This window comes from Azotobacter tropicalis (assembly GCF_059739045.1).
This window is the reverse complement of sequence record NZ_AP046059.1, coordinates 3,545,871-3,570,820: the sequence shown is the minus strand read 5'-3', so window position 1 is coordinate 3,570,820 and position 24,950 is coordinate 3,545,871. Positions and strand designations below refer to the sequence as shown.

24 protein-coding genes and 1 pseudogene are annotated in these 24,950 nt (G+C 68.6%); 12 read left to right on the top strand and 13 right to left on the bottom strand.

Annotation, left to right across the window (positions count from 1 at the left end; translation table 11 throughout):
• The first annotated feature begins 3 nt into the window (after window positions 1-3).
• From tatB to Atro_RS16950, 3 genes are read left to right on the top strand one after another with little or no spacing between them, the layout of a single operon-like run.
• The gene (gene tatB / locus Atro_RS16960) at window positions 4-360 is read left to right on the top strand and encodes a Sec-independent protein translocase protein TatB (RefSeq protein WP_497924122.1); all 357 of its coding nucleotides are present in this window, start codon (window positions 4-6) and stop codon (window positions 358-360) included.
• On the top strand, window positions 357-1,160 hold the full coding sequence (tatC, locus tag Atro_RS16955; protein ID WP_497924120.1) for a twin-arginine translocase subunit TatC: 804 nt from the start codon (window positions 357-359) through the stop codon (window positions 1,158-1,160). The genes tatB and tatC overlap by 4 nt, the downstream gene beginning before the upstream one ends.
• Window positions 1,157-1,864 carry a 16S rRNA (uracil(1498)-N(3))-methyltransferase gene (locus tag Atro_RS16950; RefSeq protein ID WP_497924118.1) on the top strand — a complete coding sequence of 236 codons (708 nt, stop codon included), beginning with the start codon at window positions 1,157-1,159 and terminating at the stop codon, window positions 1,862-1,864. The genes tatC and Atro_RS16950 overlap by 4 nt, the downstream gene beginning before the upstream one ends.
• A gap of 36 nt (window positions 1,865-1,900) precedes the next feature.
• Here Atro_RS16950 and mdoH (Atro_RS16945) read toward each other — a convergent pair whose 3' ends face one another.
• The 5 genes and pseudogenes from mdoH (Atro_RS16945) to Atro_RS16925 form a co-directional block, all read right to left on the bottom strand.
• Window positions 1,901-4,504: a glucans biosynthesis glucosyltransferase MdoH gene (gene mdoH / locus Atro_RS16945; protein ID WP_497924116.1), complete on the bottom strand. Its 2,604-nt coding sequence runs from the start codon at window positions 4,502-4,504 to the stop codon at window positions 1,901-1,903.
• A pseudogene (locus Atro_RS16940) lies at window positions 4,491-6,042 on the bottom strand (glucan biosynthesis protein G). The gene mdoH (Atro_RS16945) and the pseudogene Atro_RS16940 overlap by 14 nt, the downstream one beginning before the upstream one ends.
• Window positions 6,043-6,308: 266 nt before the next feature.
• A complete protein-coding gene (gene mdoH, locus Atro_RS16935; protein WP_497924114.1) occupies window positions 6,309-8,867 on the bottom strand; it encodes a glucans biosynthesis glucosyltransferase MdoH in 2,559 nt (852 codons plus the stop codon).
• Window positions 8,860-10,434, bottom strand: coding sequence for a glucan biosynthesis protein G (locus Atro_RS16930; protein WP_497924112.1), 1,575 nt, complete (start codon window positions 10,432-10,434; stop codon window positions 8,860-8,862). Before Atro_RS16930 ends, mdoH (Atro_RS16935) begins: the two co-directional genes overlap by 8 nt.
• Window positions 10,435-10,599: 165 nt before the next feature.
• Window positions 10,600-11,568 (bottom strand): TerC family protein, encoded by a 969-nt coding sequence (locus tag Atro_RS16925; RefSeq protein WP_497924110.1) that lies wholly within the window; start codon window positions 11,566-11,568, stop codon window positions 10,600-10,602.
• A gap of 188 nt (window positions 11,569-11,756) precedes the next feature.
• Here Atro_RS16925 and Atro_RS16920 point away from each other — a divergent pair, with 188 nt between their 5' ends.
• On the top strand, window positions 11,757-12,212 hold the full coding sequence (locus Atro_RS16920; RefSeq protein ID WP_497924109.1) for a UPF0158 family protein: 456 nt from the start codon (window positions 11,757-11,759) through the stop codon (window positions 12,210-12,212).
• On the opposite strand, the gene dtd is transcribed toward Atro_RS16920, so the two are convergent.
• Window positions 12,175-12,612, bottom strand: a complete 438-nt coding sequence (dtd, locus tag Atro_RS16915) for a D-aminoacyl-tRNA deacylase (RefSeq protein ID WP_497924107.1) — start codon at window positions 12,610-12,612, stop codon at window positions 12,175-12,177. The two genes, Atro_RS16920 and dtd, sit on opposite strands and share 38 nt — an antisense overlap.
• Window positions 12,612-13,577: a prolyl aminopeptidase gene (gene pip / locus Atro_RS16910; protein WP_497924105.1), complete on the bottom strand. Its 966-nt coding sequence runs from the start codon at window positions 13,575-13,577 to the stop codon at window positions 12,612-12,614. The genes dtd and pip overlap by 1 nt, the downstream gene beginning before the upstream one ends.
• Before the next feature lie 293 nt (window positions 13,578-13,870).
• Here pip and Atro_RS16905 point away from each other — a divergent pair, with 293 nt between their 5' ends.
• Both Atro_RS16905 and Atro_RS16900 read left to right on the top strand, forming a co-directional pair.
• On the top strand, window positions 13,871-14,488 hold the full coding sequence (locus Atro_RS16905) for a DUF2238 domain-containing protein (RefSeq protein ID WP_497924103.1): 618 nt from the start codon (window positions 13,871-13,873) through the stop codon (window positions 14,486-14,488).
• 98 nt (window positions 14,489-14,586) lie between these two features.
• Window positions 14,587-16,059, top strand: a complete 1,473-nt coding sequence (locus Atro_RS16900; protein WP_497924102.1) for a 2-dehydropantoate 2-reductase — start codon at window positions 14,587-14,589, stop codon at window positions 16,057-16,059.
• Here Atro_RS16900 and Atro_RS16895 read toward each other — a convergent pair.
• The 5 genes from Atro_RS16895 to Atro_RS16875 all read right to left on the bottom strand — a co-directional run bounded on the left by Atro_RS16895 (window position 16,043) and on the right by Atro_RS16875 (window position 20,972).
• Window positions 16,043-16,381: a cupin domain-containing protein gene (locus Atro_RS16895; RefSeq protein ID WP_497924100.1), complete on the bottom strand. Its 339-nt coding sequence runs from the start codon at window positions 16,379-16,381 to the stop codon at window positions 16,043-16,045. The genes Atro_RS16900 and Atro_RS16895 overlap by 17 nt on opposite strands.
• Window positions 16,382-16,398: 17 nt before the next feature.
• Window positions 16,399-16,977 (bottom strand): lipocalin family protein, encoded by a 579-nt coding sequence (locus tag Atro_RS16890; RefSeq protein WP_497924098.1) that lies wholly within the window; start codon window positions 16,975-16,977, stop codon window positions 16,399-16,401.
• The gene (gene bamE, locus Atro_RS16885) at window positions 16,974-17,228 is read right to left on the bottom strand and encodes an outer membrane protein assembly factor BamE domain-containing protein (protein WP_497924096.1); all 255 of its coding nucleotides are present in this window, start codon (window positions 17,226-17,228) and stop codon (window positions 16,974-16,976) included. Before bamE ends, Atro_RS16890 begins: the two co-directional genes overlap by 4 nt.
• A 159-nt stretch (window positions 17,229-17,387) precedes the next feature.
• Window positions 17,388-18,398 (bottom strand): class 1 fructose-bisphosphatase, encoded by a 1,011-nt coding sequence (locus Atro_RS16880; protein ID WP_497924094.1) that lies wholly within the window; start codon window positions 18,396-18,398, stop codon window positions 17,388-17,390.
• A gap of 126 nt (window positions 18,399-18,524) precedes the next feature.
• Window positions 18,525-20,972 carry a glycogen/starch/alpha-glucan phosphorylase gene (locus Atro_RS16875; RefSeq protein WP_497924092.1) on the bottom strand — a complete coding sequence of 816 codons (2,448 nt, stop codon included), beginning with the start codon at window positions 20,970-20,972 and terminating at the stop codon, window positions 18,525-18,527.
• A 172-nt stretch (window positions 20,973-21,144) separates the two neighbouring features.
• Here Atro_RS16875 and Atro_RS16870 point away from each other — a divergent pair, with 172 nt between their 5' ends.
• Window positions 21,145-21,555 carry a YkgJ family cysteine cluster protein gene (locus Atro_RS16870; protein WP_497924090.1) on the top strand — a complete coding sequence of 137 codons (411 nt, stop codon included), beginning with the start codon at window positions 21,145-21,147 and terminating at the stop codon, window positions 21,553-21,555.
• 2 nt (window positions 21,556-21,557) lie between these two features.
• On the opposite strand, the gene Atro_RS16865 is transcribed toward Atro_RS16870, so the two are convergent.
• Window positions 21,558-21,869 (bottom strand): hypothetical protein, encoded by a 312-nt coding sequence (locus tag Atro_RS16865; protein ID WP_497924089.1) that lies wholly within the window; start codon window positions 21,867-21,869, stop codon window positions 21,558-21,560.
• 397 nt (window positions 21,870-22,266) lie between these two features.
• Between Atro_RS16865 and Atro_RS16860 the strand changes: the two genes are divergently transcribed.
• The 5 genes from Atro_RS16860 to Atro_RS16840 are packed head-to-tail and all read left to right on the top strand — an operon-like array spanning window position 22,267 to window position 24,943.
• Window positions 22,267-22,866 (top strand): hypothetical protein, encoded by a 600-nt coding sequence (locus Atro_RS16860; protein ID WP_497924085.1) that lies wholly within the window; start codon window positions 22,267-22,269, stop codon window positions 22,864-22,866.
• On the top strand, window positions 22,752-23,363 hold the full coding sequence (locus Atro_RS16855) for a helix-turn-helix transcriptional regulator (RefSeq protein WP_497927698.1): 612 nt from the start codon (window positions 22,752-22,754) through the stop codon (window positions 23,361-23,363). Before Atro_RS16860 ends, Atro_RS16855 begins: the two co-directional genes overlap by 115 nt.
• Before the next feature lie 8 nt (window positions 23,364-23,371).
• On the top strand, window positions 23,372-23,503 hold the full coding sequence (locus Atro_RS16850; RefSeq protein WP_497924081.1) for a hypothetical protein: 132 nt from the start codon (window positions 23,372-23,374) through the stop codon (window positions 23,501-23,503).
• 9 nt (window positions 23,504-23,512) lie between these two features.
• A complete protein-coding gene (locus Atro_RS16845) occupies window positions 23,513-24,376 on the top strand; it encodes a GTPase (protein ID WP_497924079.1) in 864 nt (287 codons plus the stop codon).
• A gap of 15 nt (window positions 24,377-24,391) precedes the next feature.
• Window positions 24,392-24,943 (top strand): hypothetical protein, encoded by a 552-nt coding sequence (locus Atro_RS16840; protein WP_497924078.1) that lies wholly within the window; start codon window positions 24,392-24,394, stop codon window positions 24,941-24,943.
• The last annotated feature ends 7 nt before the right edge of the window (window positions 24,944-24,950 follow it).

The window sequence follows — 24,950 nt, the reverse complement described above, 5'->3', positions numbered from 1 at the left end:
CGCATGTTCGATATCGGTTTCTCCGAGCTGCTGCTGGTCGGCCTGGTCGCCCTGCTGGTACTCGGCCCCGAACGCCTGCCGGGTGCCGCACGCACGGCCGGTCTGTGGATCGGCCGCCTGAAGCGCAGCTTCAGTGCGATCCGGACGGAGGTGGAGCGCGAGATCGGCGCCGACGAGATCCGTCGCCAACTGCATAACGAGCGGATCCTCGAGCTGGAGCGGGAGATGCGCCAGAGCCTGCAGCCGCCGGCCCCGGCCGCGCCGCACGAGCCGGACAGTCCCGCGGCCGCCCCGCAGCCTGCCGCCCCGGCCGGCACCGAGCCTCCTGCCGCCCCATCCGACAAGACGCCCAACCCATGACAGCCCGACCGGAAGGCGACCAGGACATGCCCCTGGTCGCTCACCTGACCGAACTGCGCACGCGCCTGCTGCGCTGCGTACTGGCAGTACTGCTGATCTTCGCCGTACTCTTCCCCTTCGCCCAGGAAATCTACACGCTGGTCTCGGCACCGCTGCGCGCCTACCTGCCGGAAGGCGCGACCATGATCGCCACCGGCGTCGCCTCGCCGTTCCTGACCCCGTTCAAGCTCACCGCCTGGGTGGCGCTGTTTCTCAGCGTCCCGGTGATCCTCCATCAGGTCTGGGGGTTCATCGCGCCGGGCCTGTACCAGCAGGAGAAACGCATCGCCCTGCCGCTGCTGGCCTCCAGCATCGCCCTGTTCTACCTCGGCATGGCTTTCGTCTATTTCCTGGTCTTCCCGCTGATGTTCCACTTCTTCGCCAGCGTCACCCCCGAAGGCGTGGCGATGATGACCGACATCAACGAGTACCTGGACTTCGTCCTCACCCTGTTCTTCGCCTTCGGCGTGGCCTTCGAAATTCCGGTGGCGACCTTCCTGATCATCTGGATCGGCCTGGTCGACGTGGAAACCCTGAAGAAAAGCCGGCCCTACGTGATCGTCGGCTGCTTCGTGGTCGGCATGATCCTCACTCCGCCGGACATCTTCTCGCAGACCCTGCTGGCGGTACCGATGTGGCTGCTGTTCGAGGTCGGCATCCTGTTCGGCGCCATGGTTCACCGCGACACCGAGGAAACCGGAGACAGCAGCGCCGTCGCCCCCCGCGAGCACGACGACCAGCCGCCGGCGCCCCAGGCATGAACCTGCTGCTGCTCGACGACGCCGACTTCGTCGGCGTCGACCGGGTGATCCTGCGCGACCGCCGCCTGCGCCATCTGCACGAGGTGCACCGTGCCGAAGCCGGCGACCGCCTGCGGGTCGGCCATGTGGGCCGGGCGATGGGCGAAGGCCGTCTGCTGCGCCTGGAGGCCGCGGAGGCCGAACTGCAGGTGACCTTCGACCGGGAACCGCCGGCCAAGCTGCCCTTGACCCTGCTGCTCGCCCTGCCGCGGCCGAAGATGCTCAAGCGCGTGCTGCAGACCGTCGCCGCCATGGGCGTGCCGCGTCTGGTGCTGCTCAACAGCTACCGGGTGGAGAAAAGCTTCTGGCAGACCCCTTTCCTCGAACCCGCAGCGATCCGCGAACAGCTGATCCTCGGTCTGGAACAGGCGCGCGACACCGTGCTGCCGGAGGTGCTGGTCGAAAAGCGCTTCAAGCCCTTCGTCGAGGATCGCCTGCCGCAGCTCGCCGCCGGCACCCTCGGCCTGCTCGGCCATCCCGGCGACTTCCCGCCCTGTCCGCGGGCCGTCGAGCGGCCGGTGACCTTGGCGATCGGCCCGGAAGGCGGCTGGATTCCCTACGAGGTGGACAAGCTGCAGGCCGCCGGCCTCGCCCCGGTGCAGCTGGGCGAGCGCATCCTGCGCGTGGAAACCGCGGTGACCGCCCTGCTCGCGCGCCTCTTCTGAGGCGCGGTGGCGGGCGCCGCAGCGCCCGCCAAATGCCTACCCGGCCAGCAGCACCCCGTCGGCCGCCGGCTTCGCCTCGCTGCTCATCGTGGCAGCCAGGGGCCGGCCGCTGCTGCGGTACAGACCGCCCAGCGAGCGCCGCCAAGGCGCCAGCCAGTTCTCCCAGCCCTCCTCCCACAACTGCTGGTGCAGGCGCGCCAGGGCTACCGGATCGCTCAGCAGGGCCAGGCGGGCGCGCTCGTCGAGCCGTTCGGGACCGACGGCCAGGGCGTGGGTCACGCGATCCGCGCGCAACCGCTCGATCGCCAGCGACTGACCGTGGCGTGCCGTGCCCATAGCGCAGGCCAGGGCGTTGCCGAGCGGATCGACCACCGCCCGGACGAAGGCGCCGCCCAGCGCGCGCCGGCGGTTCTCCCGGGTGTAGCGCTCGGTGGCGCGCAGCTCGGCCGGGGCGTCGTACTCCTCGGGGATCAGGAACAGCTTGAGGGCGCGCAGGCGCCGGCCCAGGCCGACCCGGCTGGAGATCACCGACACCGGGACGGACAGCATCAGCGCGCCGACGATCGGCGCCAGCCACCAGAGAAAGCGCGGGTTCAGCCAGGCCACCAGCAGCGCCCAGACCAGGCCGAGCAGGGTCTGCCCGCCATGCCGGCGCAGCGCCTCGCGCCACGAGGTGGAGCCGTCGTCGCGGCACGGCGACTTCCACTGCACCGAGCGGCCGAGGAAGGCGCCGATCACGAAGCAGCTGTGGAAGAACATCCGTACCGGGGTCAGCAGAATGGAGCAGCCCATCTCCAGCAGCACGCTCAGGGTCACCCGCAGCGCCCCGCCATAGGCGCGAGCGCCCTTGACCCAGACCAGCACCAGGCTGAGCAGCTTGGGCAGCACCAGCATGGTCAGGGTGCTGTAGAACAGCAGCATGGCCTCCTGGGGATACCAGGGCATCCAGACCGGGAACGGTCCGGAGGCGCTGGCGGCATCCTGCGGCATCAGCAACTGGTGCGCCGCCATCAGCGCCGTGGACAGCAGCAGGAAAGCGAACCACAGCGGTGCCGACAAGTAGGACATCACCCCGGTGAGGAACACCGCGCGGTGCACCGGATGAATGCCGCGGACCAGGAACAGGCGGAAGTTCATCAGGTTGCCGTGGCACCAGCGGCGGTCGCGCTTGAGTTCGTCGAGCAGGTTCGGCGGCAGCTCCTCGTAGCTGCCCGGCAGGTCGTGGGCGACCCACACGCCCCAGCCGGCGCGGCGCATCAGCGCCGCCTCGACGAAGTCGTGGGAGAGGATCGCCCCGGCGAACGCTCCCTTGCCCGGCAACGGTGCCAGCGCGCAGTGCTCGATGAACGGCTGCATGCGGATGATCGCGTTGTGCCCCCAGTAGTGCGACTCGCCGAGCTGCCAGAAGTGCATGCCGGCGGTCAGCAGCGGGCCGTAGACTCGGGTGGCGAACTGCTGCATGCGCGCGTAGAGGGTGTCGCGGCCGGAGGCCTTGGGCGCGGTCTGGATGATCCCGGCCTCGGGGTTGGCCTCCATCAGCCGGACCAGGGTCGCCAGGCAGTCGCCGCTCATCACGCTGTCGGCGTCCATCACCACCATGTAGCGGTACTGGCTGCCCCAGCGCCGGCAGAAGTCGTCGATGTTGCCGCTCTTGCGTTTCACCCGGCGCCGCCGGCGGCGGTAGAAGATGCGTCCGGCGCCGCCGGTTTCCTGGCACAGCTCGAGCCAGGCCTGCTGCTCGGCGGCGGCGATGTCGGCCGAGCCGCTGTCGCTGAGGATGAAGAAGTCGAAGCGCTCCAGCTCGCTGCCGGCGGCCAGCGACTCGTAGGTCGCCCGCAGGCCGGCGAAGGCCCGCGCCACGTCCTCGTTGCAGATCGGCATGACGATGGCCGTGCGTGCCTCGGCGGGAATCGGCGCCGTGCCGACGCCGGCCGCGGAGATGAAGTGGCGGTCACGCCCGCGCAGCAGTTCCCAGAAGCCCATCACCGCCGTCCAGAAGCCGGCCGACACCCAGCCGAAGAGCAGTGCGAAGAGGCCGAGCACGCAGCCTTCGAGCAGATAGGGCAGCGCCGTGCCCAGGCTGTGCCAGGGACTGGGCGGGACGCCTTCGACGAACTCGGCAAGCTTGGAGAAGGACCAGTCGCAGCACGGCAGGATGTCCCGCATGTACCAGGAGGCCAAAGCGGTCGGCCCCAGCATCAGCAGCAGCAGGACCAGCCGGCGCAGCGAGGCGACCCGCTGCCAGCTCGCCGACGGCAGGTCGCGCCGTGGCGGGGGCGGAATGGGACGGCCGGTGAGCCGGCGCCAGGCGCGCTTCAGCAGGTTGAGGCCCCAGGGCTCGGGAACCACCGGCGTGCGGCGGATCGGCGGCGCGGCCGCCAGGCAGGCACGCCCGGCGCTGTCCGCGGCGAGCCCCCCGCTTGCTTTCAGCTCGTCGCCATACCCCCCGGCCAGGCGCCGGGCGGACGAGGCCAGGGCGGCATCGCCGGCCGCTGCCGGAGCTCCTCCGGCCAGCCGGCGGTGCAGTTCGGCGAGCGTGCCGGCATCGGCCAGACGCTCGCGCTCCGCCGCGGACAGCGGCAGGTGGCGCAGGTACTCGTCCAGCGGAGCGCGGAGGGAGATCGGATTATTCTTTGGCATGCAACTGGTAGCTCCAGATTTCGGTCAGGCGTCGGTCGCCCTTGACCAGTGCGGCGTACATCTCCACCGGCCGCTGTGGGTCCTTGACTCTCAAACGCAGGGTAAGGCGCCACCCCCGGATGGCCGGGTGGTAGCGCAGGCTGTTCTCCAGCAGTTCGCCGTTGTGGTCGACGTTGACCTGGCTGGCGAGCGGCGTCTCCGGCGCCAGCGCCTGCAGCGCCGGCCCCTCGAAGTCCACCAGCAGAAGGGTGCTGCCGTCGGCCTGGCGGATCAGGTTGCGCTGCTTCAGCTCGCCCAGGGAGCGCAGGGTCTGCCGGACCCAGGCCGCGCTCTTGGACTGCAGCGCCGGCTCGTCTTGAGTCCAGTGCAGGCGATAGGCGAAGTCCAGGGGCTGGCCGGGCTCGGGCACGACCTTCGGCCGCCAGAAGGCGACGATGTTGTCGTTGGTCTCGTCCGGGTCGGAATCTCCACCAGCTCCACGCTGCCCGCCCCCACTCGCCCAGCGGCTCGACCCAGGCGCTCGGGCGCAGGTCGTAGCGGTCGTCGAGGTCCTCGAACTCGGAGAACTCGCGGCCGCGCTGCAGCAGGCCGAAGCCCTTCGGATTCTCCAGGCTGTAGGGAGTCACCAGCAGCTGCTGCGGATTCTGCAGCGGGCGCCAGATCCAGTCGCCGTTGCCGTCGTGGATCAGCAGGCCGCTGGAGTCGTGGATCTGCGGGCGGAAGTTGACCTGCGGCGACGGCTGGTTGTCGCCGAACAGGAACATGCTGGTCAGCGGCGCCAGGCCCAGGCGGCCGATCGGCCCGCGCAGGTAGAGGCGGGCCTGGATGTCCATCTGGGTATTGCGCCCAGGGCGCAGGACCATCCGGTAGGCGCCGGTGGCGCGCGGCGAGTCGAGCAGCGCGAAGATGGTCAGGTGGCGGTCCTGCGGCCCGGGACGCTCGATCCAGAACTCGCGAAAGCGCGGGAACTCCTCGCCCGAGGGCAGCGCGGTGTCGAGCGCCAGGCCGCGGGCGGAAAGGCCGAACACCTGGCCCTGGCCGACCACACGGAAATAGCTGGCGCCGAGGAAGGTGGCCACCTCGTCCTGCTTGTCCGCGCGGTTGATCGGATAGAGCACGCGAAAGCCGGCGTAGCCGAGCTGCCCCGCCGCCTGGGGATCGACGCGCAAGGTGCCGAAATCGAAGCGCGAGGGATCGTAGGCAATTTCCCGGGCGTTGCCGGCGATCACCTCGTTGATGCGCACCGGCGTGGCGAAGTGCATGCCTTGGTGGTGGAAGCCCAGCTTGAAGTGGGTCTTCTGGTCGGCCCAGTAGGCTTTTTCGGCACGGAAGCGGATCTGCTGGTGGTCGGCGAAGGCCATGTTGGCGAATTCGGCCGGCAGGTTGCTGACCGGCGCGACGTAGGGTTCGCGGGCCAGGCTTTTCGCCCGCTCGGCCACCGCGTCGAAATCGAAGCCCCAGGCGGGGCTGATGCCCAGCGCCAGGAGGGTTGCACCGGCCAGCAGCAGACCGCGGCATGAAGCGATTATCGACGTCATTGCGCAAGGCTCGGACATGGCTGAAGGGAGGGCTGGAGGGGATTGTCGGCCGGCAACTCTAACCTATTGAAAAAAATAGAGAAAACTTAGCACGCGCGGAAAACCGAAAATAGCTTAATTTTCCTTTAGATTCATATGGTTAGCCATTCTTGTCCAAATCCTTCAAAAAGTGCTTAAGAAGACGACGAGCGGCTGCAGGCCGGGCAGGATAGCAGCCGCTTGCATCCGGCGCAGGGCAGCGCCAGCGATGCGACAAGCGCCCCTCCCTACCTGGCCAGCAGCACTCCGCCGGTCTCCGGCGTCGCCTCCTCGACCGCCCGACGGCGGCCCGCCCCGTCCCACGCCTGCCGCCAGGGCGCCAGCCAATTCTCCCGGCCCTCCTCCCACAGCCGCAGGTGCAGGCGCGACAGGGCCAGCGGATCGCTCAGCAGGGCCAGTCGGCTCTCGCCGTCGAGCCCCTGCGGGCCGACGGCCAGCGCCTGCTCCACGCGCTCGTGGCGCCCCGCCTCGATCGCCCGGGAACTGCCGTGACGCGCCGTGCCCATGGCGCAGGCCAGGGCGTTGAGCAGCGGGTCGACGGCTGCGCGGAGGAAGCCCTCGTCGAGCGCCCGCCGCCGGTTCGCCAGGGTGTACGCGTCGGTGGCGCGCAGCTCGGTCGGGGTGTCGTGCTCCTCGGGAATCAGGAACAGTCCGCCGCGGCGCGCGCCCAGCCCCCAGGCGACCCGGCTGGTGAGCACCGACACTGGGACGGACAGCATCAGCGCGCCGACGATCGGCGACAGCCACCAGAGAAAGCGCGGATTCAGCCAGACCACCAGCAGCGCCCAGGCGATGCCGAGCAGGGTCTGCCCGCCGTGCCGGCGCAGCGCCTCGCGCCAGGAGGTGGCGTCGTCGTCGCGCTGCGGCGACTTCCACTGCACCGACCAGCCGAGAAAGGCGGCGATCACGAAGCGGCTGTGGAACAGCATGCGCACCGGCGCCACCAGCATCGAGAAGCCCATCTCCAGCAGCATGCTCAGGGCCACCCTGCACCTCCCGCCGTAGGCCCCGGCGCCCTTCGCCCAGATCAGGATCACGCTGAGCAGCTTGGGCAGGAACAGCAGGGTCAGGGTGGTGGAGAACAACGCGATGGCCCGCTCCGGGTGCCATTGCGGCCAGATCGGGAAGAGCTGCCTCGGCGCCATGAAATACTGCGGCTCCATCAACTGATGTACCGCCAGCAGCGCCGTGGACAGCACCAGGAAGGCGAGCCACAGCGGAGCCGACAGGTAGGACATCACCCCGGTGAGGAACACCGCGCGGTGCACCGGGTGCATGCCCTTGACCAGAAACAGGCGGAAGTTCATCAGGTTGCCGTGGCACCAGCGGCGGTCGCGCTTGAGCTCGTCGAGCAGGTTCGGCGGCAGCTCCTCGTAGCTGCCCGGCAGGTCGTAGGCGATCCACACGCCCCAGCCGGCGCGGCGCATCAGCGCCGCCTCGACGAAGTCGTGGGAGAGGATCGCCCCGGCGAACGCTCCCTTGCCCGACAGCGGCGCCAGCGCGCAGTGCTCGATGAACGGCTTGATGCGGATGATCGCGTTGTGCCCCCAGTAGTGCGACTCGCCGAGCTGCCAGAAGTGCAGGCCGGCGGTGAACAGCGGGCCGTAGACGCGGGTGGCGAACTGCTGCATGCGCGCGTAGAGGGTGTCCATGCCCGAGGCTTTCGGCGCGGTCTGGATGATCCCGGCCCCGGGGTTGGCCTCCATCAGCCGCACCAGCCGGGTCAGGCACTCGCCGCTCATCACGCTGTCGGCGTCCATCACCACCATGTAGCGGTACTGGCTGCCCCAGCGCCGGCAGAAGTCGTCGATGTTGCCGCTCTTGCGCTTCACCCGGCGCCGCCGGCGGCGGTAGAAGATGCGTCCGGAACCGCCGGTTTCGCGGCACAGCTCGAGCCAGGCCTGCTGCTCGGCGACGGCGATGTCGGCCGAGCCGCTGTCGCTGAGGACGAAGAAGTCGAAGCGCTCCAGCTCGCCACTGGCGGCCAGCGATTCGTAGGTCGCCCGCAGGCCGGCGAACACCCGCGCCACATCCTCGTTGCAGATCGGCATGACGATGGCCGTGCGCGCCTCGGCGGCGATCGGCTCGTCGCCTGTGCTGCTGGCGGAGATGCGGTAGCGGTCGCGCCCGCCGAGCAGCTCCCAGAAGCCCATCAGGGCGGTCCAGAAGCCGGCCGAGACCCAGCAGAACAGGATGGAGAACAGCGCCAGCACGCCGAACTGCAGGACGTAGGGCAAGACCTGCTGCAGGCTCTGCAGCCAGCCCTGCCGGCCGATCTCGGCGAAATCGACGAAGGCCCAGCCCTGATAGGGCAGGATGTCCTTCATATACCAGGTGGCCAGGCCGGTCTGGCCGAGCATCAGCAGCAGCAGGACGAAGCGGCGCAGCGAGCCGACCCGCTGCCAGTGCGCCTTCGGCAGATCGCGACGCGGCCTGGGCGGGTTGCGGCGGCCGATGAGCCGGTGCCAGAGGCGTACCAGCAGGTTGGTGCGCCAGGGTTCGGGGACGACCCGGGTGCGCCGGATCGGCGGGGCCGCCTCGAGACGGGGGCGGCCGCCGGCGTCCCGGCCGGCCTCGGGCGGCGCGCCGTCGCCGCCCAGCGCCAGGCGCCGGGCGGCCGAAGCCAGGGCGGGATCGTCGGTCGCGGCCGCCGCGCTGCCGGCCAACCGGCGGTGCAGCGCGGCGAGCGAGCCGGCCTCGGCCAGGCCCTCGCGCGCCGGCGCGTCCAGCGGCAGGTGCTCCAGGTATTCGGCCAGCAACGCCTCGGTGGGGGTCGGATTATTCATTGGCGGGCAACTGGTAGCTCCAGGTTTCGGACAGGGTTCGCTGGCCGTCGACCAGCGCGACGCGCATCTCCGTCGGCTTCTTCGGGTCCTTGACGCTGACCCGCAGCATCAGGCGCCAGCCCTTGGTCGCCGGGTTGTAGCGCAGGCTGTTCTCCTTCACCTCGGCATTGCCGTCGACGCCGATCTGGGGAGCGAGCGGCGCGTCCGGCGGCAGCTTCTTCAGCGCCGGCCCCTCGAAATCGACCACCAGCGCCGTGCTGCCGTCCGGCTGACGGATCAGGTTCTTCTGCTTCACGTCGCCCGCCGCGCGCAGGGTCTGCTCGACCCAGGCGGAATCCGGGGCGTGCAGCCCCGGCTCGTCGCGGGTCCAGTGCAGGCGGTAGCTCAGATCCAGCGGCCGGCCCGGCTCCGGCTGGCTGGCCGGGCTCCAGAAGGCGACGATGTTGTCGTTGGTCTCGTCCGGGGTGGGGATCTCGACCAGTTCCACGCTGCCCTTGCCCCAGTCGCCCTGCGGCTCGACCCAGGCGCTCGGGCGCAGGTCGTAGCGGTCGTCGAGATCCTCGTAGCGCGCGAATTCGCGGCCGCGCTGCAGCAGGCCGAAGCCCTTCGGGTTCTCCACGCTGTAGCTGCTCACCGACAGGTGCTTGGGGTTGTTCAGCGGGCGCCAGATCCATTCGTCGTTGCCGGCATGGATCTGCAGGCCGCTGGAGTCGTGCAACTCCGGCCGGTAGTTGGGCTGTGCGGGGGGCTGGTTGCCGCCGAACAGGAACATGCTGGTCAGCGGCGCGAGGCCCAGCTTGCCGACCTTGTCGCGCAGGAACAGCCGGGACTGGACGTCGACCACCGCGTCGCGGCCCGGGTGCAGCACGAAGCGGTAGGCGCCGGTGGCGCGCGGCGAATCGAGCAGGGCGAAGATTGTCAGGTGCTTGTCCTGCGGTTTCGGCTGCTCGATCCAGAACTCGCGAAAGCGCGGGAACTCCTCGCCCGACGGCTGCGCCGTGTCGATCGCCAGGCCGCGGGCGGACAGCCCGTAGGCCTGGCCCTTGCCGACCACGCGGAAATAGCTGGCGCCGAGGAAGGTGGTGATCTCGTCGCGCTTGTCCGCCCCGTTGATCGGATAGAGCACGCGGAAGCCGGCGTAGCCGAGATTGCGCGTGGCGTTGCGGTCGAACTTCAGCGTGCCGAAATCGAAGCGGGCGGGATCGTAGGGGATTTCCGCGACCCGGTTGCCGGCGATTTCGTTGATCTTCACCGGCGTGTTGAAGTGCATGCCCTGGTGGTAGAAGCTCAGCTTGAAGGGCGTCTTCCTGTCCGACCAGTAGGCCTTGTCCATGCGGAAGCGGATCTGCTGATAGTCGGCGAACTTCATCTCGCCGAACTCGGCGGGCAGGTTGCTGGCCGGAGCGACGAACCGCTCCGCGGCCAGGCCCCTGGCCCGCTCGGCCACGTCGTCGAAGCCAAAGGCCCGCGCCGGCGCGGGCTCCAGCGTCAGGATGAAAGCGCCGGCCAGCAGCAGGCCATGCAGACAGTGGTTGCGTGAGGCAGATAGAACGGAGCGGGAAGTCACGAATCCTCCTGTTGTCCAACACAAGAACGGAAGGCGCTGCTTGCAGGGGCGGCACCCGGACACCAGGGGTGGGACCCGCGTGCCAACGCAGGAGTTCCGCTTCGACGCAGCGGCCGGTCCCGACCCGGCCGGCAAACGCGGCCCCGCGCCCGCCCCGAACAGCGCTCAGCGGGCCGTCTTGAGCACGGAAACCAGCATTCCGCCGAGCAGCAGCCCGAGGGTCACCGCCAGGGAGATCCAGGCCGGCAGTGTGCCGACGATGCCGACCAGGAAGATCTTCCCGCCGATGAACACCAGCACCAGCGCCAGCGCGTACTTGAGGTAGCCGAAGCGGTGGATCAGCGCAGCGAGGGCGAAGTACAGCGCGCGCAGGCCGAGGATGGCGAAGATGTTCGAGGTGTAGACGACGAAGGTGTCCTGGGTGATGGCGAAGATCGCCGGAACGCTGTCCACGGCGAAGATCAGGTCGGTGCATTCGATCATCAGCAGGGCCAGCAGCAGCGGCGTGACCTGCAGCCGGCGACGGCCTGCGGCGTCGCTCCGGCGGACCAGGAAACGGCCGCCGTGCAGCTCCTCGGTGAGTGGCAGGTGGCGACGCAGCAGGCGCATCAGCGGATTGTCGGCCAGCTCCAGCTCCTGCCCGGGGCGGCCGAACAGCAGTTTCACGCCGGTGACCAGCAGGAAGGCGCCGAAGACGTAGAGAATCCAGTCGAACTCCCTCACCAGCGCCGCGCCCAGGCCGATCATCAGCCCGCGCAGGACGATCACCCCGAGGATGCCCCAGAACAGCACCTCGTGCTGGTACAGCCGGGGAATGGCGAGGAAGCGGAAGATCAGCGCCATGACGAAGATGTTGTCCAGCGACAGCGACTTCTCCACCAGGTAGCCGGTGAAGTAGTCCAGGCCGTCGGTCGGCCCCTTCTGCAACCAGACCCAGCCGCCGAACAGCAGCCCCGCGCCGATGTAGCCGGCCGACAGCCAGAGGCTCTCGCGGACATCGATCTCCCGCCGGCGGCGATGCAGCACGCCCAGATCGAAGACCAGCAGGGCGAAGACGAGGGCGACGAACAGCAGCCACAGCCAGGCGGCGGTGCCGAGGAAATCACCCAGCAGAAAGGCCTCGAGAACGCCCATCCGCCCCTCCCGCCGTCGCGTTGCGGCAAGCCGACCCGGACCGGGAGGCGCTCGCCGGAAGGCGCTGCCACCCTGCAGGCATTAGACGCCGGTCGGCGCCGGCCCGGCCCGCCGCCCGTCGGACCTTGCGGCACACAGCCCGGCAGCCGTTAATCTGGGACACGTCCCCCTCAGCCGGAGAGATCGCCATGCTTCCCCTGACCATCGACCTCAAGCGACTGGAAAACGCCCTGGAAGGCGACGAAGCCGTCGATCACTACCTCGACCTGGACACCGGCGAGATCCTCGCCGTCGGTCCCGAGACGCCGACTCCGGGCAGCGCCGAGAAGTACCACGTGCAGCCGGAGCGCTACCTGCCCATCGACCCCCTGCCGGGGGCGAAGAGCCTGGCGATGCGCGAGGAGTTCCTCTACACCCAGCCCGACCCGCACGCCCATCCGCTGCTCAGCCGCGCGCTGAGCGGGCGCCGGCCGCTGCGCACCTTCGACTACGGCCTGGAGCACTTCCCGCGGATGCGCGAGGCCTGGCACAGCTATCGCCAGCGGCGGCTGCGCGAATACGCCCTGGAGTGGCTGGAGGACAACGGCCTGGAACCGGCCGGCGAATTCAGGCCTCGAGCAGGAAGGTCACCGGGCCGTCGTTGACCAGCTCGACCTGCATGTGGGCGCCGAAGCGCCCGCCGGCGACCTGCGGATGGCGCTCGCGGGCCAGCGCCAGCAGCGCCTCGAACAGCGCCTGGCCCTGGGCCGGCGGTGCGGCGCTGGAGAAGCTCGGGCGCAGGCCGCTTCTGGTATCGGCGGCGAGGGTGAACTGCGAGACCAGCAGCAGGCCGCCGCCGACCTGGGCCAGGGACAGGTTCATGCGCCCCTCGGCATCGGCGAACACCCGGTAGTTGAGCAGCCGCTGCAGCATCCGCTCGACGCTTTGCGCATCGTCCTGCGGCTCGATGCCGACCAGCGCCAGCAGGCCCTGGCCGATGGCGCCGACCTCTTCGCCGGCGACCGTCACCCGGGCCGTGGCGACCCGCTGGATCAGCGCCTTCATCAGGCTTCCTCGGGCGGCACGCCGAGCAGGCGCTTGGCCAGCTCGTCGGTGGCGCGCACCAGGGCATCGACGATGCCCGGCTCGCTGGCCGCGTGCCCGGCGTCGCGGACGATCTGCAGCTCGCTGTTCGGCCAGGCGCGGTGCAGCGCCCAGGCATTGTCCAGCGGACAGACCACGTCGTAGCGCCCATGCACGATCAGCCCGGGCAGATGGGCGATCTTCGGCATGTCGCGCAGCAGCTGGCCGGGCTCCAAGAAGGCGTCGTTGACGAAGTAGTGGCACTCGATGCGGGCGATGGACAGGGCATGCTCGTGGAAGCGCTCGACCACGTCCGGGTTCGGCCGCAGGGTAGCGGTGCGCCCCTCCCAGGCCGACCAGGCCTTGGCCGCATGCATCTTGGCGATCTCGTCGGTGCCGGTGAGGCGCTTGTAGTAGGCCTGCATCAGCTTGCCGCGCTCCTCCTCGGGGATCGGCGCCAGGTAGTCCTGCCAGTAATCGGGAAACAGCCGGCTGGCGCCCTCTTGGTAGAACCAGTGGAAGTCCTGCGGACGGCACAGGAAGATGCCGCGCAGGATCAGCGCCTTCACCCGTTCGGGGTGGGTCTGGGCGTAGGCCAGCGCCAGGGTCGAGCCCCAGGAGCCGCCGAACAGCACCCACTGCTCGATGCCCAGGTGCTCGCGGATGCGCTCCATGTCCGCCACCAGGTCCCAGGTGGTGTTGTTCTCCAGGCTCGCGTGGGGGGTCGAGCGCCCGCAGCCGCGCTGGTCGAAGGTGACGATGCGGTACAGGGTGGGATCGAAGAAGCGCCGGCTCATGCTGTCGCAGCCCGCCCCCGGCCCGCCGTGGATGAACACCACCGGCAGGCCGTCCGGCGAGCCGCTCTCGTCGACATAGAGCTCATGGGGATGGTCCACCGCCAGTTGGTGGCGGGCGTAGGGTTTGATCTCTGGATACAAGGTTTGCATGCTCTGCTCCAAGGCTGAACAGGACCATCCGTCCCGGGGTAGCCGGCATCATAGCCTCGAAAAGCGCCGCGGGCATGCGCCGGATCGGGCGAATGTCCGTCTGCCGCGCCGCTTTTTGCGGATCGCCGCGCCTTCGCCTAGTGTTGACTCCAAGCGTAACGCCGCCCTCTGCCGTGCGACGCCGATGCCCTGGGAGTCCGCTTGCTGCTCTGGGGCGTCGCCATGCAGTTGGCGACGGTGGCGCGCAAGTGGCGGGCACGGCGCCAGCGCCCGTCGTACGCGGGAGCAAAGCCATGAGCGCCGTATCGCGTCAATCGACCCTGCTGGTCGGCCTGCTCGCCCTGGTCTGGCTGTGGGCGGCCATCGAGCCCCTGAGCCGTTCGGACTGGCTGCTGGAGAACCTGCTGGTGTTCTTCTTCGCCGGCCTGCTGCTGGCGACCCACCGGCGCTTCGCCTTTTCCCTCGGCGCCTACCGGCTGTTCGCCCTGTTCCTCGCCCTGCACCTCTACGGCTCTCACTACACCTACGCGGAAACGCCGCTTGGCGACTGGCTGCGCGACAGCCTGGGGCTCGCCCGCAATCCCTACGACCGGCTGGTGCACTTTGCCTTCGGCCTGTTGCTGGCCTGCCCGCTGCGCGAACTGCTGGAGCGCCGCGCCGGGCTGCGCGGGCTCTGGCTGGACGGCCTCGCCCTGAGCCTGGTGATGGCCATGAGCGCCCTCTACGAGCAGCTGGAAATGCTCGCGACGCTGATCGTCAGTCCGGAGCTGGGCACGGCCTTCCTCGGCACCCAGGGCGACGAGTGGGACGCCCAGAAGGACGCCGGGCTGGCCACGCTGGGCTCGCTCGGCGCCCTGGGACTGCGCAGCCTGCGCGGACGGATCGCCCGGCGCAGGAACGTGCCCGCCTGAAACGCCGGGCCTCTCCTCCGGCGCCGCTGCCGGCTACGCTTGAGGCAAGGCGGACCCATGGCGCAGCCCCGGGCAGCGCCGTCGCCACTGGAGGAAACATGGAAGCTTCTTTCCCGCGCATCGGCATCGCCGGCGCCGGCGCCATCGGCTGCACGCTGGCCGCACGCCTGGCCTGCAGCGGCCGGACCGTCAACCTGCTGGCCCGCGGCGCGACCCTGGAGGCGCTGCGCCGTGACGGCGTGCGCCTGACCGATCGGCAGGGCGTGCACCGCGCCGCGGTGAATGCCAGCGACCGGGGCGCGGAACTCGGCGCGCAGGACCTGCTGTTCCTCTGCACCAAGGCCCACGACCTGCCGGCGCTGCTGCCGGCCATCGAGCCGATGCTCGGTGCCGACACCCTGGTGGTGCCGGTGATCAACGGCGTACCCTGGTGGTACTTCCTCGGCGAAGGCGGACGCTTCGCCGGGCAGCACGTCGAGGCGGTCGATCCCGGCGGACGGCTCGCCGCACGCCTGGCCCCGCCGTGCCTGATCGGCTGCGTGGCGTTCGTCACCGCCGAGTCGCCGGCGCCCGGCACGGCGCTGACCGGCAACCCGTTGCGGATGGTCTTCGGCGAGCCGGACAACCGGCCGAGCGAGCGCCTGGAGCGCCTGCGCGCGCTGATCGAGGCGGCCGGCATCGAGGCCCGCAGCAGCGAACGCATCCGCGACGCGCTGTGGACCAAGCTCATCGCCAACCTCAGCTCCAATCCGCTGTCGGTGGTCAGCGGCGCCACCCTGGAAGAGCTCTACAGCAGCCCCGAGCTGCATGAACTGGTCTGCGGCCTGCTGCACGAGGGCCTGCTGCTCGCCGCCGCCTACGGCGCACGGTCGAATTCGACCCGCCGGGCTTTCTCGCCCGCGGCGCGGCCATGGGCGCAGCGCGCACCTCGATGCTCCAGGACCACGAACGCGGCCGCCCGCTGGAGCTGGCGGCGATCGGCGACGCCGTGCTCGAACTGGCCGCCAAACTGGACATCGCCCTGCCGCGCAGCCGCGAGATCATCGCCCTGGCTCGCTTCTGCAGCCGCCGGGGCAACCCCGCTAGACACCCATACCCACCCACCGATCCGAGAACCCTTCATGGCCCGATTGCAGTTGGAAATCCCCGCGCATGCCCTCCTCTTCCGCACCGAGATGAACGTGCGCAACAGCGACATCAACGGCGCCCGCCACCTGGGCAACGACGCGCTGGTCTCGATGCTTTCCGAGGCGCGCTCGCGCTTTCTGTTCGCCCACGGCATCGACGACAGCGGCGCGGAAAACGCCGGCCCCGGCATCATCGTCACCGACCTCGCCACCCTCTACAAGGCCGAGGCCCATGCCCGCGACCGTCTGCTGTTCGAAGTGGGCCTGGCGGACTTCAACCGCTACGGCGGCGACATCGTGTTCCGCGTTAGCCGCCCGTCCGACGGCGCCCTGATCGCCCTGGCCAAGTACGGCTTCGTGTTCTTCGACTATGACGCCGGCAAGGTCGTGCCGATCCCCGCGGCCTTCGCCGCGCGCTTCCCGGAGGTCAACCGTCTGTCTTAGGCACATGCACCGCCAGCCAGACCGTCGGGCCGGCCGGATCGGTGGCCTCGACGCGGTGGCGCTCGCCCGCCGGAATCAGCAGGTGGTCGCCCACCGCCAGGGCGACCGGCTGCGGCCGGCTCTCCAGGCGCAGCACCGCGCTGCCAGCCAGGAGCAGCACCCATTCGTCCCAGTCCTGGTCGTACCAGAAGTCCGGCGGGCTGGCCTGTCCCCGGGAGACGATGCGCTCGACCCGGCAGCCGGGCAGGCTGAGCAGGTCGTCGAAGCACTCGCCGCCCGAGGCGTCGGGCAGCGGCCGGAAGAGGTTGGGCAGGGACGGCATGGGGACTCCTGGCGGCGTCAGGGAACGGCGGCCGGCGCCGCCGGGTCTGCGGGCCGCCAGATCAGCAGTTCGAGATCGTAACCCCGCTCGCGGGCCAGCCTGAGCAGGCGCTCGCGGTCCTGCGGGGCGATGGTGGTTTCGCGGGAAAGTATCCAGAGGAATTCGCGGTCGGGGCTGCCGACCAGGGCCAGGCGGTAGTCCGGGTCGACATGCAGCACCCAGTAATCGCCCTCGGCCAGCACCGGGAAGCCATAACCGAAGACGTTGTGAAAGCGCACCCAGAGCTGGTCGGTGCGGCCTCGTTTCAGCGGCCTGGCGATGCCGCTGGCTTCCAGCCATTCGCCGGCGGCCGTGCGGCAGCGGTTGGACACGGCCAGCACGCCGGGGGACAGCAGGCGGTAATGCGCCTCGGCCTGGCGGCAGCGGCTCTGGAACGGCGCCGGCAGACGCGCCAGCTCGTACCAGGTGCCCTGGTAGCGCGCCAGATCCAGCGCGCCGGCGGTGGCCGGCGGCTCCCGTCCCCAGTAGGCGCAGCCGCCGAGCAGCAGGCCGAGGCAGGCCAGGCCGAGCGTGCGCCACGGCCTGGCCGGTTTCACCGCAAACCCTGCCCGGAGAACAGCAGCACCTTGTCGCCACCGTACTGGATGCTGATGAATTTCTGCTGATCGCCCCAGGTGCAGCTGGAGAAGCCGAAGGCCCCGGAACACTCGGTGGGCTTGCCGAGCAGTTGCTCGACCTCGGTGCGGGTCATGCCGGGCTTGAGCCGGGAATAGTTCTCCTGGCTCAGCCTGTCGTTGCAGGCAGCCAAGAGGAGACAGAAGGACAGCAGGGCGAAACGACGCAACATCGATGGAAATCCTGGCAAGGGAAGAAACCACAAGCCTGACATGATAACGCTCCGGCTGGCACCGAAGCTCCACGAAGGAAAAGCGGAGCCGGCACGAAATGCCGACCCGCCCACACAGGCAGCGCTGCCGTCAGCGACCGGCGACGGCAGCGGCGCGGATCACTCCTGGTGATAGCCGGTGATGCGCTCGACCTCTTCCTTCGAGCCGAGGAACACCGCCACCCGCTGGTGCAGCGACTCGGGCTGGAGGTCGAGGATGCGCTGGGTGCCGTTGGTGGCGGCGCCGCCGGCCTGCTCGATGATGAAGGACATCGGGTTGGCCTCGTACATCAGGCGCAGCTTGCCGGGCTTGCCCGGCTCGCGGGCGTCGCGCGGGTACATGAAGATGCCGCCGCGGGTCAGGATGCGGTGCACGTCGGCCACCATGGAGGCGATCCAGCGCATGTTGTAGTTCTTGTCCAGCGGACCGCTCTTGCCGGCCAGCAGCTCGTCCACGTAGCGCTTGACCGGCGCCTCCCAGTGGCGCTGGTTGGACATGTTGATGGCGAACTCGGCGGTGGTTTCCGGCACGCGCAGGTTGTCGTGGGTGAGCACGAAGCTGCCCAGCTCGCGGTCGAGGGTGAAGCCCTTGACGCCGTCGCCCAAGGTCAGCATGAGCATGGTCTGCGGGCCGTAGATGGCGTAGCCGGCGGCCACCTGCTTGGTGCCCGGCTGGAGGAAGGCCTGCTCGTTGAGGCTGTCGTTCTGGCTCAGGTACTGGTCCGGGCAGCGCAGCACCGAGAAGATGGTGCCGACCGAGACGTTGACGTCGATGTTGCTGGAACCGTCCAGCGGGTCGAACACCAGCAGGTAGGCGCCCTTCGGGTACTTGCCGGGGATCTGGTAGGCGTTGTCCATTTCCTCGGAAGCCATGCCGGCCAGATGGCCGCCCCATTCGTTGGCTTCCAGGAGGATCTCGTTGGACATCACGTCGAGCTTCTTCTGCACCTCGCCCTGCACGTTCTCGGTACCCATGCTGCCGAGCACCCCGCCCAGCGCGCCCTTGGATACCGCATGGCTGATTTCCTTGCAGGCACGCGCCACCACCTCGATGAGGAAGCGCAGGTCGGCCGGGGTGTTGTGACTGCGAGTCTGCTCGATCAGGTAGCGGCTCAAGGTTACGCGGGACATGGAAATGACTCCGGGGGGTGGAAAATCCGCGCATTTTAGCGCGAGTTGGGTAGTCGATGCCTCCCTCTGACCGGGACAGGCGACGCAGGTTCAGCGCCTCGCCCGCCATGGCCGCGGCGGAGTGACTCACTCCGGCAGCCGCCAGATCTCGCGGGCGTACTCGCGGATGGTGCGGTCGGAGGAGAACCAGCCGGTCCGTGCGGTGTTCAGCACCGCCGAGCGCCACCACTGGCTCGGCGAGCGCCAGCGCGCTTCGACCTCGCGCTGGGCCTGCCAGTAGGCCTCGAAGTCGGCGCAGACCATGAAGTTGTCGTGGTGCAGCAGGCCGTCGACCAGCCCCGCGTAGCGCCCCGGATCGTCCGGCGAGAACACCCCGCTGCGGATCGCCGTGAGCACCTCGGACAACCGCGGCGAGGCGGCCACGGCGGCCGCGCCGCCGACCTCGCCGGAACGCCGGCGCGACTCCACCTGCTGCGCGCCGAGGCCGAAGATGAACATGTGCTCGCTGCCGATCCGCTCGCTCATCTCCACGTTGGCGCCGTCCAGGGTGCCGATGGTCAGCGCGCCGTTGAGGGCGAACTTCATGTTGCTGGTCCCGGAAGCCTCCATGCCGGCGGTGGAGATCTGCTCGGAAAGGTCCGCCGCGGGGATGATGACCTCGGCCAGGCTGACGTTGTAGTTGGGCAGGAACACCACCTTGAGACGGCCGCGCAGCGTGGGATCGCCGTTCACCGTGCGGGCGATGTCGTTGGCCAGCTTGATGATCAGCTTGGCCTGGTGATAGCTGGCCGCCGCCTTGCCGGCGAAGATCTTCACCCGCGGCCCCCAGTCCACCCCCGGCTCGTCGCGGATCGCCTGGTAGAGCGCCACGCAGTGCAACAGATTGAGCAATTGGCGCTTGTACTCGTGGATGCGCTTGACCTGCACGTCGAACAGCGCCTCGGGATCGAGGGCGATACCCAGGCGGTCCTGCACCAGATTGGCGAGGACCTCTTTGTTCTGCCGGCGCAGGGTGCGGAAGTGCTGATGGAAGGCGTTTTGCCCGGCCTGCGCCTCCAGCCCGCCGAGCAGGTGCTCCGGGTCGTCGAGCAGCGGCTCGCCGAGCATGTCGACCAGCAGCGCGGTGAGCCGCGGGTTGCTCTGGTAGAGCCAGCGGCGGAAGGTGATGCCGTTGGTCTTGTTGCTGATCCGCTCCGGATAGAGACGGTGCAGCTGGGCGAACACGGTCTTGCGCATCAGATCGGTGTGCAGCGCCGAGACGCCGTTGACGCTGTGCGAGCCGAGGAACGCCAGGTTGCCCATGCGCACCCGCCGGCCGTGCTCCTCCTCGATCAGCGATACCGCCCGCAGCAGCTCGAAGTCGTGCATGTTTTGGGCGCGCAGGTGGTCGATGTGCTGGGCGTTGATCAGGTAGATGATCTGCATATGGCGCGGCAGCAGGCGCTCCATCAGCGCCACCGGCCAGCTCTCCAGGGCCTCGGGCAGCAGCGTGTGGTTGGTATAGGACAGGGTCGCCACGGTCAGCTCCCAGGCCTTGTCCCAGTCCAGCCCGTGCACGTCGACCAAGAGGCGCATCAGCTCGGCCACGGCGATCGACGGGTGGGTGTCGTTGAGCTGGATGGCCGCGTACTCGGGCAGGTCGAGCAGGCTGCCGCGCTGCTTGAGATGGCGGCGCAACAGGTCCTGCAGCGAGGCGGAGACGAAGAAATACTCCTGGCGCAGGCGCAGCTCCTGGCCGGCGAGGGTATCGTCGGCCGGGTAGAGCACCCGCGAGATGCTCTCGGCGCGCACCGACTCGGCCACCGCGCCCAGGTGGTCGCCGGCGTTGAAGCGCTCCAGGTGCAGGTCGGTCTCGGCCCGGCCGCGCCACAGGCGCAGGGTGTTCACGCTGTGCCGGCGCCAGCCGACGATCGGCGTGTCGTAGGCGATGGCGCGCATCTCCTCGGCCGGCTGCCAGACGTGGCACTGCCGGCCGCCCTCGCCGTCCACGCAGGCCACGCTGCCGCCGAAGCTGATCCGGTAGCTGACCTCGGGCCGCTCGAACTCCCAGGGGTTGCCGAACTCCAGCCAGGTCTCGGTCTGCTCCTGCTGCCAGCCGTCGACGATGGTCTGGCGGAACAGCCCGTAGTCGTAGCGGATGCCGTAGCCGTAGGCGGGGATGCCGAGGGTCGCCATGCTTTCCACGAAGCAGGCCGCCAGCCGGCCGAGGCCGCCGTTGCCCAGCGCCGCATCCGGCTCGAGCGCGCGGATGTGCTCCAGGTCGACGCCCAGATCGGCCAGCGCGGCGCGGGCGGTCTCGAGCAGGCCGAGGTTGCTCAGGGTGGCCTGCAGGAGGCGGCCGACGAGAAACTCCAGCGACAGGTAGTAGACGCGCTTGCGGCCTTGGCGATAGGTGCGGCTGGCGTGATCCATCCAGGTTTCCACCAGATGGTCGCGGGAGGCCAGGGCGACGGCCTCGAACCAGTCGAAACCGACGGCGTGCTCGGGATCCTTGCCCACCGCGTACCTCAGCTTGTCGATGATACGGGCGCGAAACGCGGCGACTTCTTCGGGAACAGGCGACACCTCGGGCATGACGGCAACCTCGTTGGGCGGCAATGACGAGATAAGGGTTCGACGCTCGGCAGCGCAATTCGGTGCGCTCCCTCGATCAAGCATGCACAAAGCGAGCGAAGCCGCCAGGCGGATGCACCGGCCGGCGGATTTGCCGCTATCATCGCGCGCCCTCCGCCACTGGCCCCGACCGATGAAAAAGCCGCCGATCCTCGCCGCCGCCGATCCTGACCGCCTGGAGACCTGGGTCAAGTACCGCCAGAGCCTGTGCCGCGACTGCCACGCCACCTGCTGCACCCTGCCGGTGGAGGTGCGCCTCCCCGACCTGATCCGCCTGGAGCTGGCCGACGCCTTCGAGCAGGACGAGCCGGCCAAGCAGGTCGCCCGCCGGCTGATGAAGGCCGGCGTCGTCGAGCACTTCAACCACAAGCGGGAAGTCTTCACCCTCTCCCGTCGCAGCAACGGCGACTGCCTCTACCTCGATGCGCGCACGCGCCTGTGCACTCGCTACGAACAGCGCCCGGACACCTGCCGCAACCATCCGGGCATCGGGCCGCGCCCGGGCTACTGCGCCTGGCGGCCGAAGCAGCAGCAGCCGGGCTGAGCTCAGAAGAAGAACGCCGGCCGGGCCGCGACGATGTCGGCCTCGTCTTCGTCGGTCGAACGCCGCTCCAGGCTGCCGGCCGGCAAGAGGGTATAGATGGCCTGGAACAGCGGTGCCGCTCCCTCGCGGCCAGCGCCCTCGGCCGCCGTCCGGTCGTCCGCCCACAGGTGCTCGCCGCCCAGGCCGGAAGCCGCGCCGGGCGACAACGCCTCCGCAAACCGCGCCTCAGACGGAATCTCGAAGCCCGAGGGCGGTTGGTTCCCGGCAACGGCCTGAATGGCCAGGCCGAACCCCAGCACAGCGACGGCAAGCATGGACGGTTTCATGAACGGCTCTCTGCATGAAGGTGCACGGCAGCATGCGCAGACGAGATGACCGCAGAATGACAGCAAAATACCGGCAAACCGTTACAAGATAATGGCATTTTGCCAAATGAGGCGTTTTGCTGCGCCAGGAGTCGGGCCGGACAAGGCGCAACCGCTTCAACGTGCAGCACCGACGCGCCGGCACCATCGGATCGTGGAGTTCTCCCACTGGCAACAGCGATCGCGAACAGACGCTGGCCATGAAGGGAAGCCACCGCTGCGCGTCCGCCGGAACGCTCGCACCAAAATGATGGCAATAGGCCATCTAGACGCTGTACGCTAGCGCGCATTCTGCGGACGACCTCTCTGCGACTCCGTGAAGCCCACCACGGAAGGCGCACCCGCAATGGCCGAAGCCAAGGACCCGCTGTTCAGATACCTCGCCCTACTGCAACTGATCCCGCGCTGGCCGGGACGCATCTCGACCCCCGCACTACAGGAAAAACTCAGGGACAAGGGCTTCGAGATCGACATCCGCTCCCTGCAGCGCGATTTGCGCGACAAGCTGGCGCGGCGCTTCCCGATCATCTGCGACGAGACGGCGCGCCCCTACCGCTGGAGTCTCGACCGCGACGCCGCCCACGGCCTGCCCGCCCTCGACACCGCCTCCGCGCTGGCCCTGCACCTGGCCGAAAGCCACCTGAATCACCTGCTGCCGCAGAGCGTGCTGGACCAGCTCAACCCGCACTTTCGCAGCGCCCGCGACTACCTCGACGGCATGGAGCGCAACGGCCTGGCCCACTGGGCGCGTCGGGTCCGCACCCTGCCCAACGGCAAGGCCCTGCTCCCCGCCCGCTGCAGCCGGCGACTTGGACACTGGTCTGCACCGCCCTGCTGGAGCGCCGGCAGCTTCGGGTCGACTACCTCAGCCGCAGCAAGGGCGAGGCCAGGAGCCTGCGCATCCACCCCGCCGGCCTGGTGTCCCGCCATTCCAGCAGCTACCTGATCGGCACCGCCAACGACTACGACGACCTGCGCCAGTTCGCCCTGCACCGCATCCAGCACGCCGAACTGTTCGACGAACCGGCCCGCGAACCCGACGGCTTCGACATCGACCGCTACATCGAAGGCGGCGCCTTCGCCTGGCGCCAGGCCCCGCACGAGGTCGAACTGATCGCCGACGTCCACCCGCAGATCGCCTGGCTGCTCAACGAAACCCCGCTCAGCCGCCAGCAAAGCCTCGAACCGCTGGAAGGCAGCGACTGGCAACGCCTGCGCGCCAGCGTCCCGCTCGACCAGGAAACCCTGTGGTGGATCTTCGGGCTGAACGACAACATCCGCGTGCACGCGCCGCGGGTTTGGGTGAAGGAAATCGGTAGCCGGCTGGAGAACCTGCGGGCGATGTATGCGGAGCCGGCGCAGTGCGACACAAGCCGTCGCAGCGCCATGGAAGATGAAGATCAGACCAGACAAGGCTCTCGCCAGCACGTTACACAGGAGTGAACGCCATCATGCTGAAAAACATCCTCGCCGCCGTTGGCTTCTACTTCGTGGCGAAGAAGGGGTACGGCCATTATCAGAAGTACAGCGAGTTGAAGCGGGAAAGAACAAGAGCAGGCGGCCGCCAGCATCCACGTCAGTAAGGATTCAACATGACGAAAAAATCACCGACGATCGAACAACTGGAAGACAGTTGCCATAGCTTCCTGCAGGAGGCCTCACAAAACCCCAAGCCAGTCATTGCCGCCTGGGGATTGGTCAAGGCCGGGAAAAGCTCGCTACTCAACATGCTTTCCGGCCACATAGAGGATGAGTTCTTCAAGACTGGCGTGGTGCGCACCACCAGACTCAATCAGGAATTGGAAACAGACCACTACCTGCTGATGGATACGCCTGGTCTCGGCATCGACCAGGCAGACAGCCGGCAAGCCTACAGCGGGCTCGACAACGCGGATGTGGTTCTCTTCGTCCACGCCCCACCTGGTGAGCTGGATCAGGAGGAGATGGAGCTGCTGACGCAGGTCAAGGCGACCTACGCCGAGGACACTGAACAACGCTTGGTACTGGTACTGAGTCAACTGGACAAGGACCAGGACGGGGCACTGGAGCGTATCCGCCAGCGCATCTTGGAACAGCTGCAGGAGCGATTCGGCATCCAGCCCAAGTGTTTCCTAGTGTCTAACAGTCGCTACCGCAAAGGTGCCGCTCAAGGGAAGCAGACGATGATCGACAGCAGTGGCATCCCACAGCTGGCCGGGCATCTCGACGGGCTCGTTCAAGACATCGACGAACAGCTGGAGAGTGTCCGGGCCAGCCGTCGAGCCGCACGCAAGGCAGAGCTGCTGGCGGAGCTAGAGCGGACCATCGCGGCCGGGCGCCAGCAGGTCGCCCGCCTGCAGCAGCCCCATGTGACCAAGGTGCGGGCCTTCAACCGGATGATGTCGGAGCTGCGCCAGAACTTCGCCGCGCGAACGGCTGAAATCACTGCCGTCCAGAAAGAACTCAACAGGCTCTAAAAAAGGAATTTCCCCATGCCCTTACCCTGGCTTATTGGTGCCGCCGTAGTCGCCGCTGCAGCAGCCGTAGTCAAAGCGGTCAGCGATGACGACAGCCCTTCCTCGTCCGACTCCGAAGATGCAGAGCGCCGCAGGCAGGAGCGGGAGGCCCATCTCCAACGCAAGCGCGAAGGCCTTGCCGCCAAGGCGGAGAGCCTCAAGAAAGACCGCCTGGAAGAGGCTCGCGCACTGCTCGCGCTCTCCGCGGAAACCTTGGCACAACTCCCGAAAAAAACGGTCGGACTCAACACATCCGATTTCGAGAGCGCCCTCATGGCCAAGCCCCAGGCCATCTCTGCATATGCCGAGAGCCTGGGCGCGATCCTCGGCCTAGCCGAGCACAGGCGGGAGGACATCCCCCAGCAGGAACGGGACGAGTTCCTGGTCAACCTGCAGATGCTGGAAAGCCTGTATGGCCCCATCCCCTTCGGCAGCGAAGGACAGCGGGACCTCACCGCGCTCCAGGAGGTCGGCAGTCACCTGGACAGGCTGCAAAACCTGAAACAGCAGCTCGAACAACAAGGATAGTGCCCCC

Coding starts and splice junctions, on each gene's coding strand:
- Atro_RS16875 (WP_497924092.1), bottom strand. CDS start 20,972: ATGCCCGAGGTGTCGCCTGTTCCCGAAGAAGTCGCCGCGTTTCGCGCC.
- Atro_RS16950 (WP_497924118.1), top strand. CDS start 1,157: ATGAACCTGCTGCTGCTCGACGACGCCGACTTCGTCGGCGTCGACCGG.
- pip (WP_497924105.1), bottom strand. CDS start 13,577: ATGCAAACCTTGTATCCAGAGATCAAACCCTACGCCCGCCACCAACTG.
- Atro_RS16860 (WP_497924085.1), top strand. CDS start 22,267: ATGGCCGAAGCCAAGGACCCGCTGTTCAGATACCTCGCCCTACTGCAA.
- Atro_RS16850 (WP_497924081.1), top strand. CDS start 23,372: ATGCTGAAAAACATCCTCGCCGCCGTTGGCTTCTACTTCGTGGCGAAG.
- mdoH (WP_497924114.1), bottom strand. CDS start 8,867: ATGAATAATCCGACCCCCACCGAGGCGTTGCTGGCCGAATACCTGGAG.
- tatB (WP_497924122.1), top strand. CDS start 4: ATGTTCGATATCGGTTTCTCCGAGCTGCTGCTGGTCGGCCTGGTCGCC.
- Atro_RS16905 (WP_497924103.1), top strand. CDS start 13,871: ATGAGCGCCGTATCGCGTCAATCGACCCTGCTGGTCGGCCTGCTCGCC.
- Atro_RS16870 (WP_497924090.1), top strand. CDS start 21,145: ATGAAAAAGCCGCCGATCCTCGCCGCCGCCGATCCTGACCGCCTGGAG.
- Atro_RS16895 (WP_497924100.1), bottom strand. CDS start 16,381: ATGCCGTCCCTGCCCAACCTCTTCCGGCCGCTGCCCGACGCCTCGGGC.
- dtd (WP_497924107.1), bottom strand. CDS start 12,612: ATGAAGGCGCTGATCCAGCGGGTCGCCACGGCCCGGGTGACGGTCGCC.
- Atro_RS16900 (WP_497924102.1), top strand. CDS start 14,587: ATGGAAGCTTCTTTCCCGCGCATCGGCATCGCCGGCGCCGGCGCCATC.
- Atro_RS16840 (WP_497924078.1), top strand. CDS start 24,392: ATGCCCTTACCCTGGCTTATTGGTGCCGCCGTAGTCGCCGCTGCAGCA.
- Atro_RS16880 (WP_497924094.1), bottom strand. CDS start 18,398: ATGTCCCGCGTAACCTTGAGCCGCTACCTGATCGAGCAGACTCGCAGT.
- Atro_RS16920 (WP_497924109.1), top strand. CDS start 11,757: ATGCTTCCCCTGACCATCGACCTCAAGCGACTGGAAAACGCCCTGGAA.
- Atro_RS16865 (WP_497924089.1), bottom strand. CDS start 21,869: ATGCTTGCCGTCGCTGTGCTGGGGTTCGGCCTGGCCATTCAGGCCGTT.
- tatC (WP_497924120.1), top strand. CDS start 357: ATGACAGCCCGACCGGAAGGCGACCAGGACATGCCCCTGGTCGCTCAC.
- bamE (WP_497924096.1), bottom strand. CDS start 17,228: ATGTTGCGTCGTTTCGCCCTGCTGTCCTTCTGTCTCCTCTTGGCTGCC.
- Atro_RS16845 (WP_497924079.1), top strand. CDS start 23,513: ATGACGAAAAAATCACCGACGATCGAACAACTGGAAGACAGTTGCCAT.
- mdoH (WP_497924116.1), bottom strand. CDS start 4,504: ATGCCAAAGAATAATCCGATCTCCCTCCGCGCTCCGCTGGACGAGTAC.
- Atro_RS16925 (WP_497924110.1), bottom strand. CDS start 11,568: ATGGGCGTTCTCGAGGCCTTTCTGCTGGGTGATTTCCTCGGCACCGCC.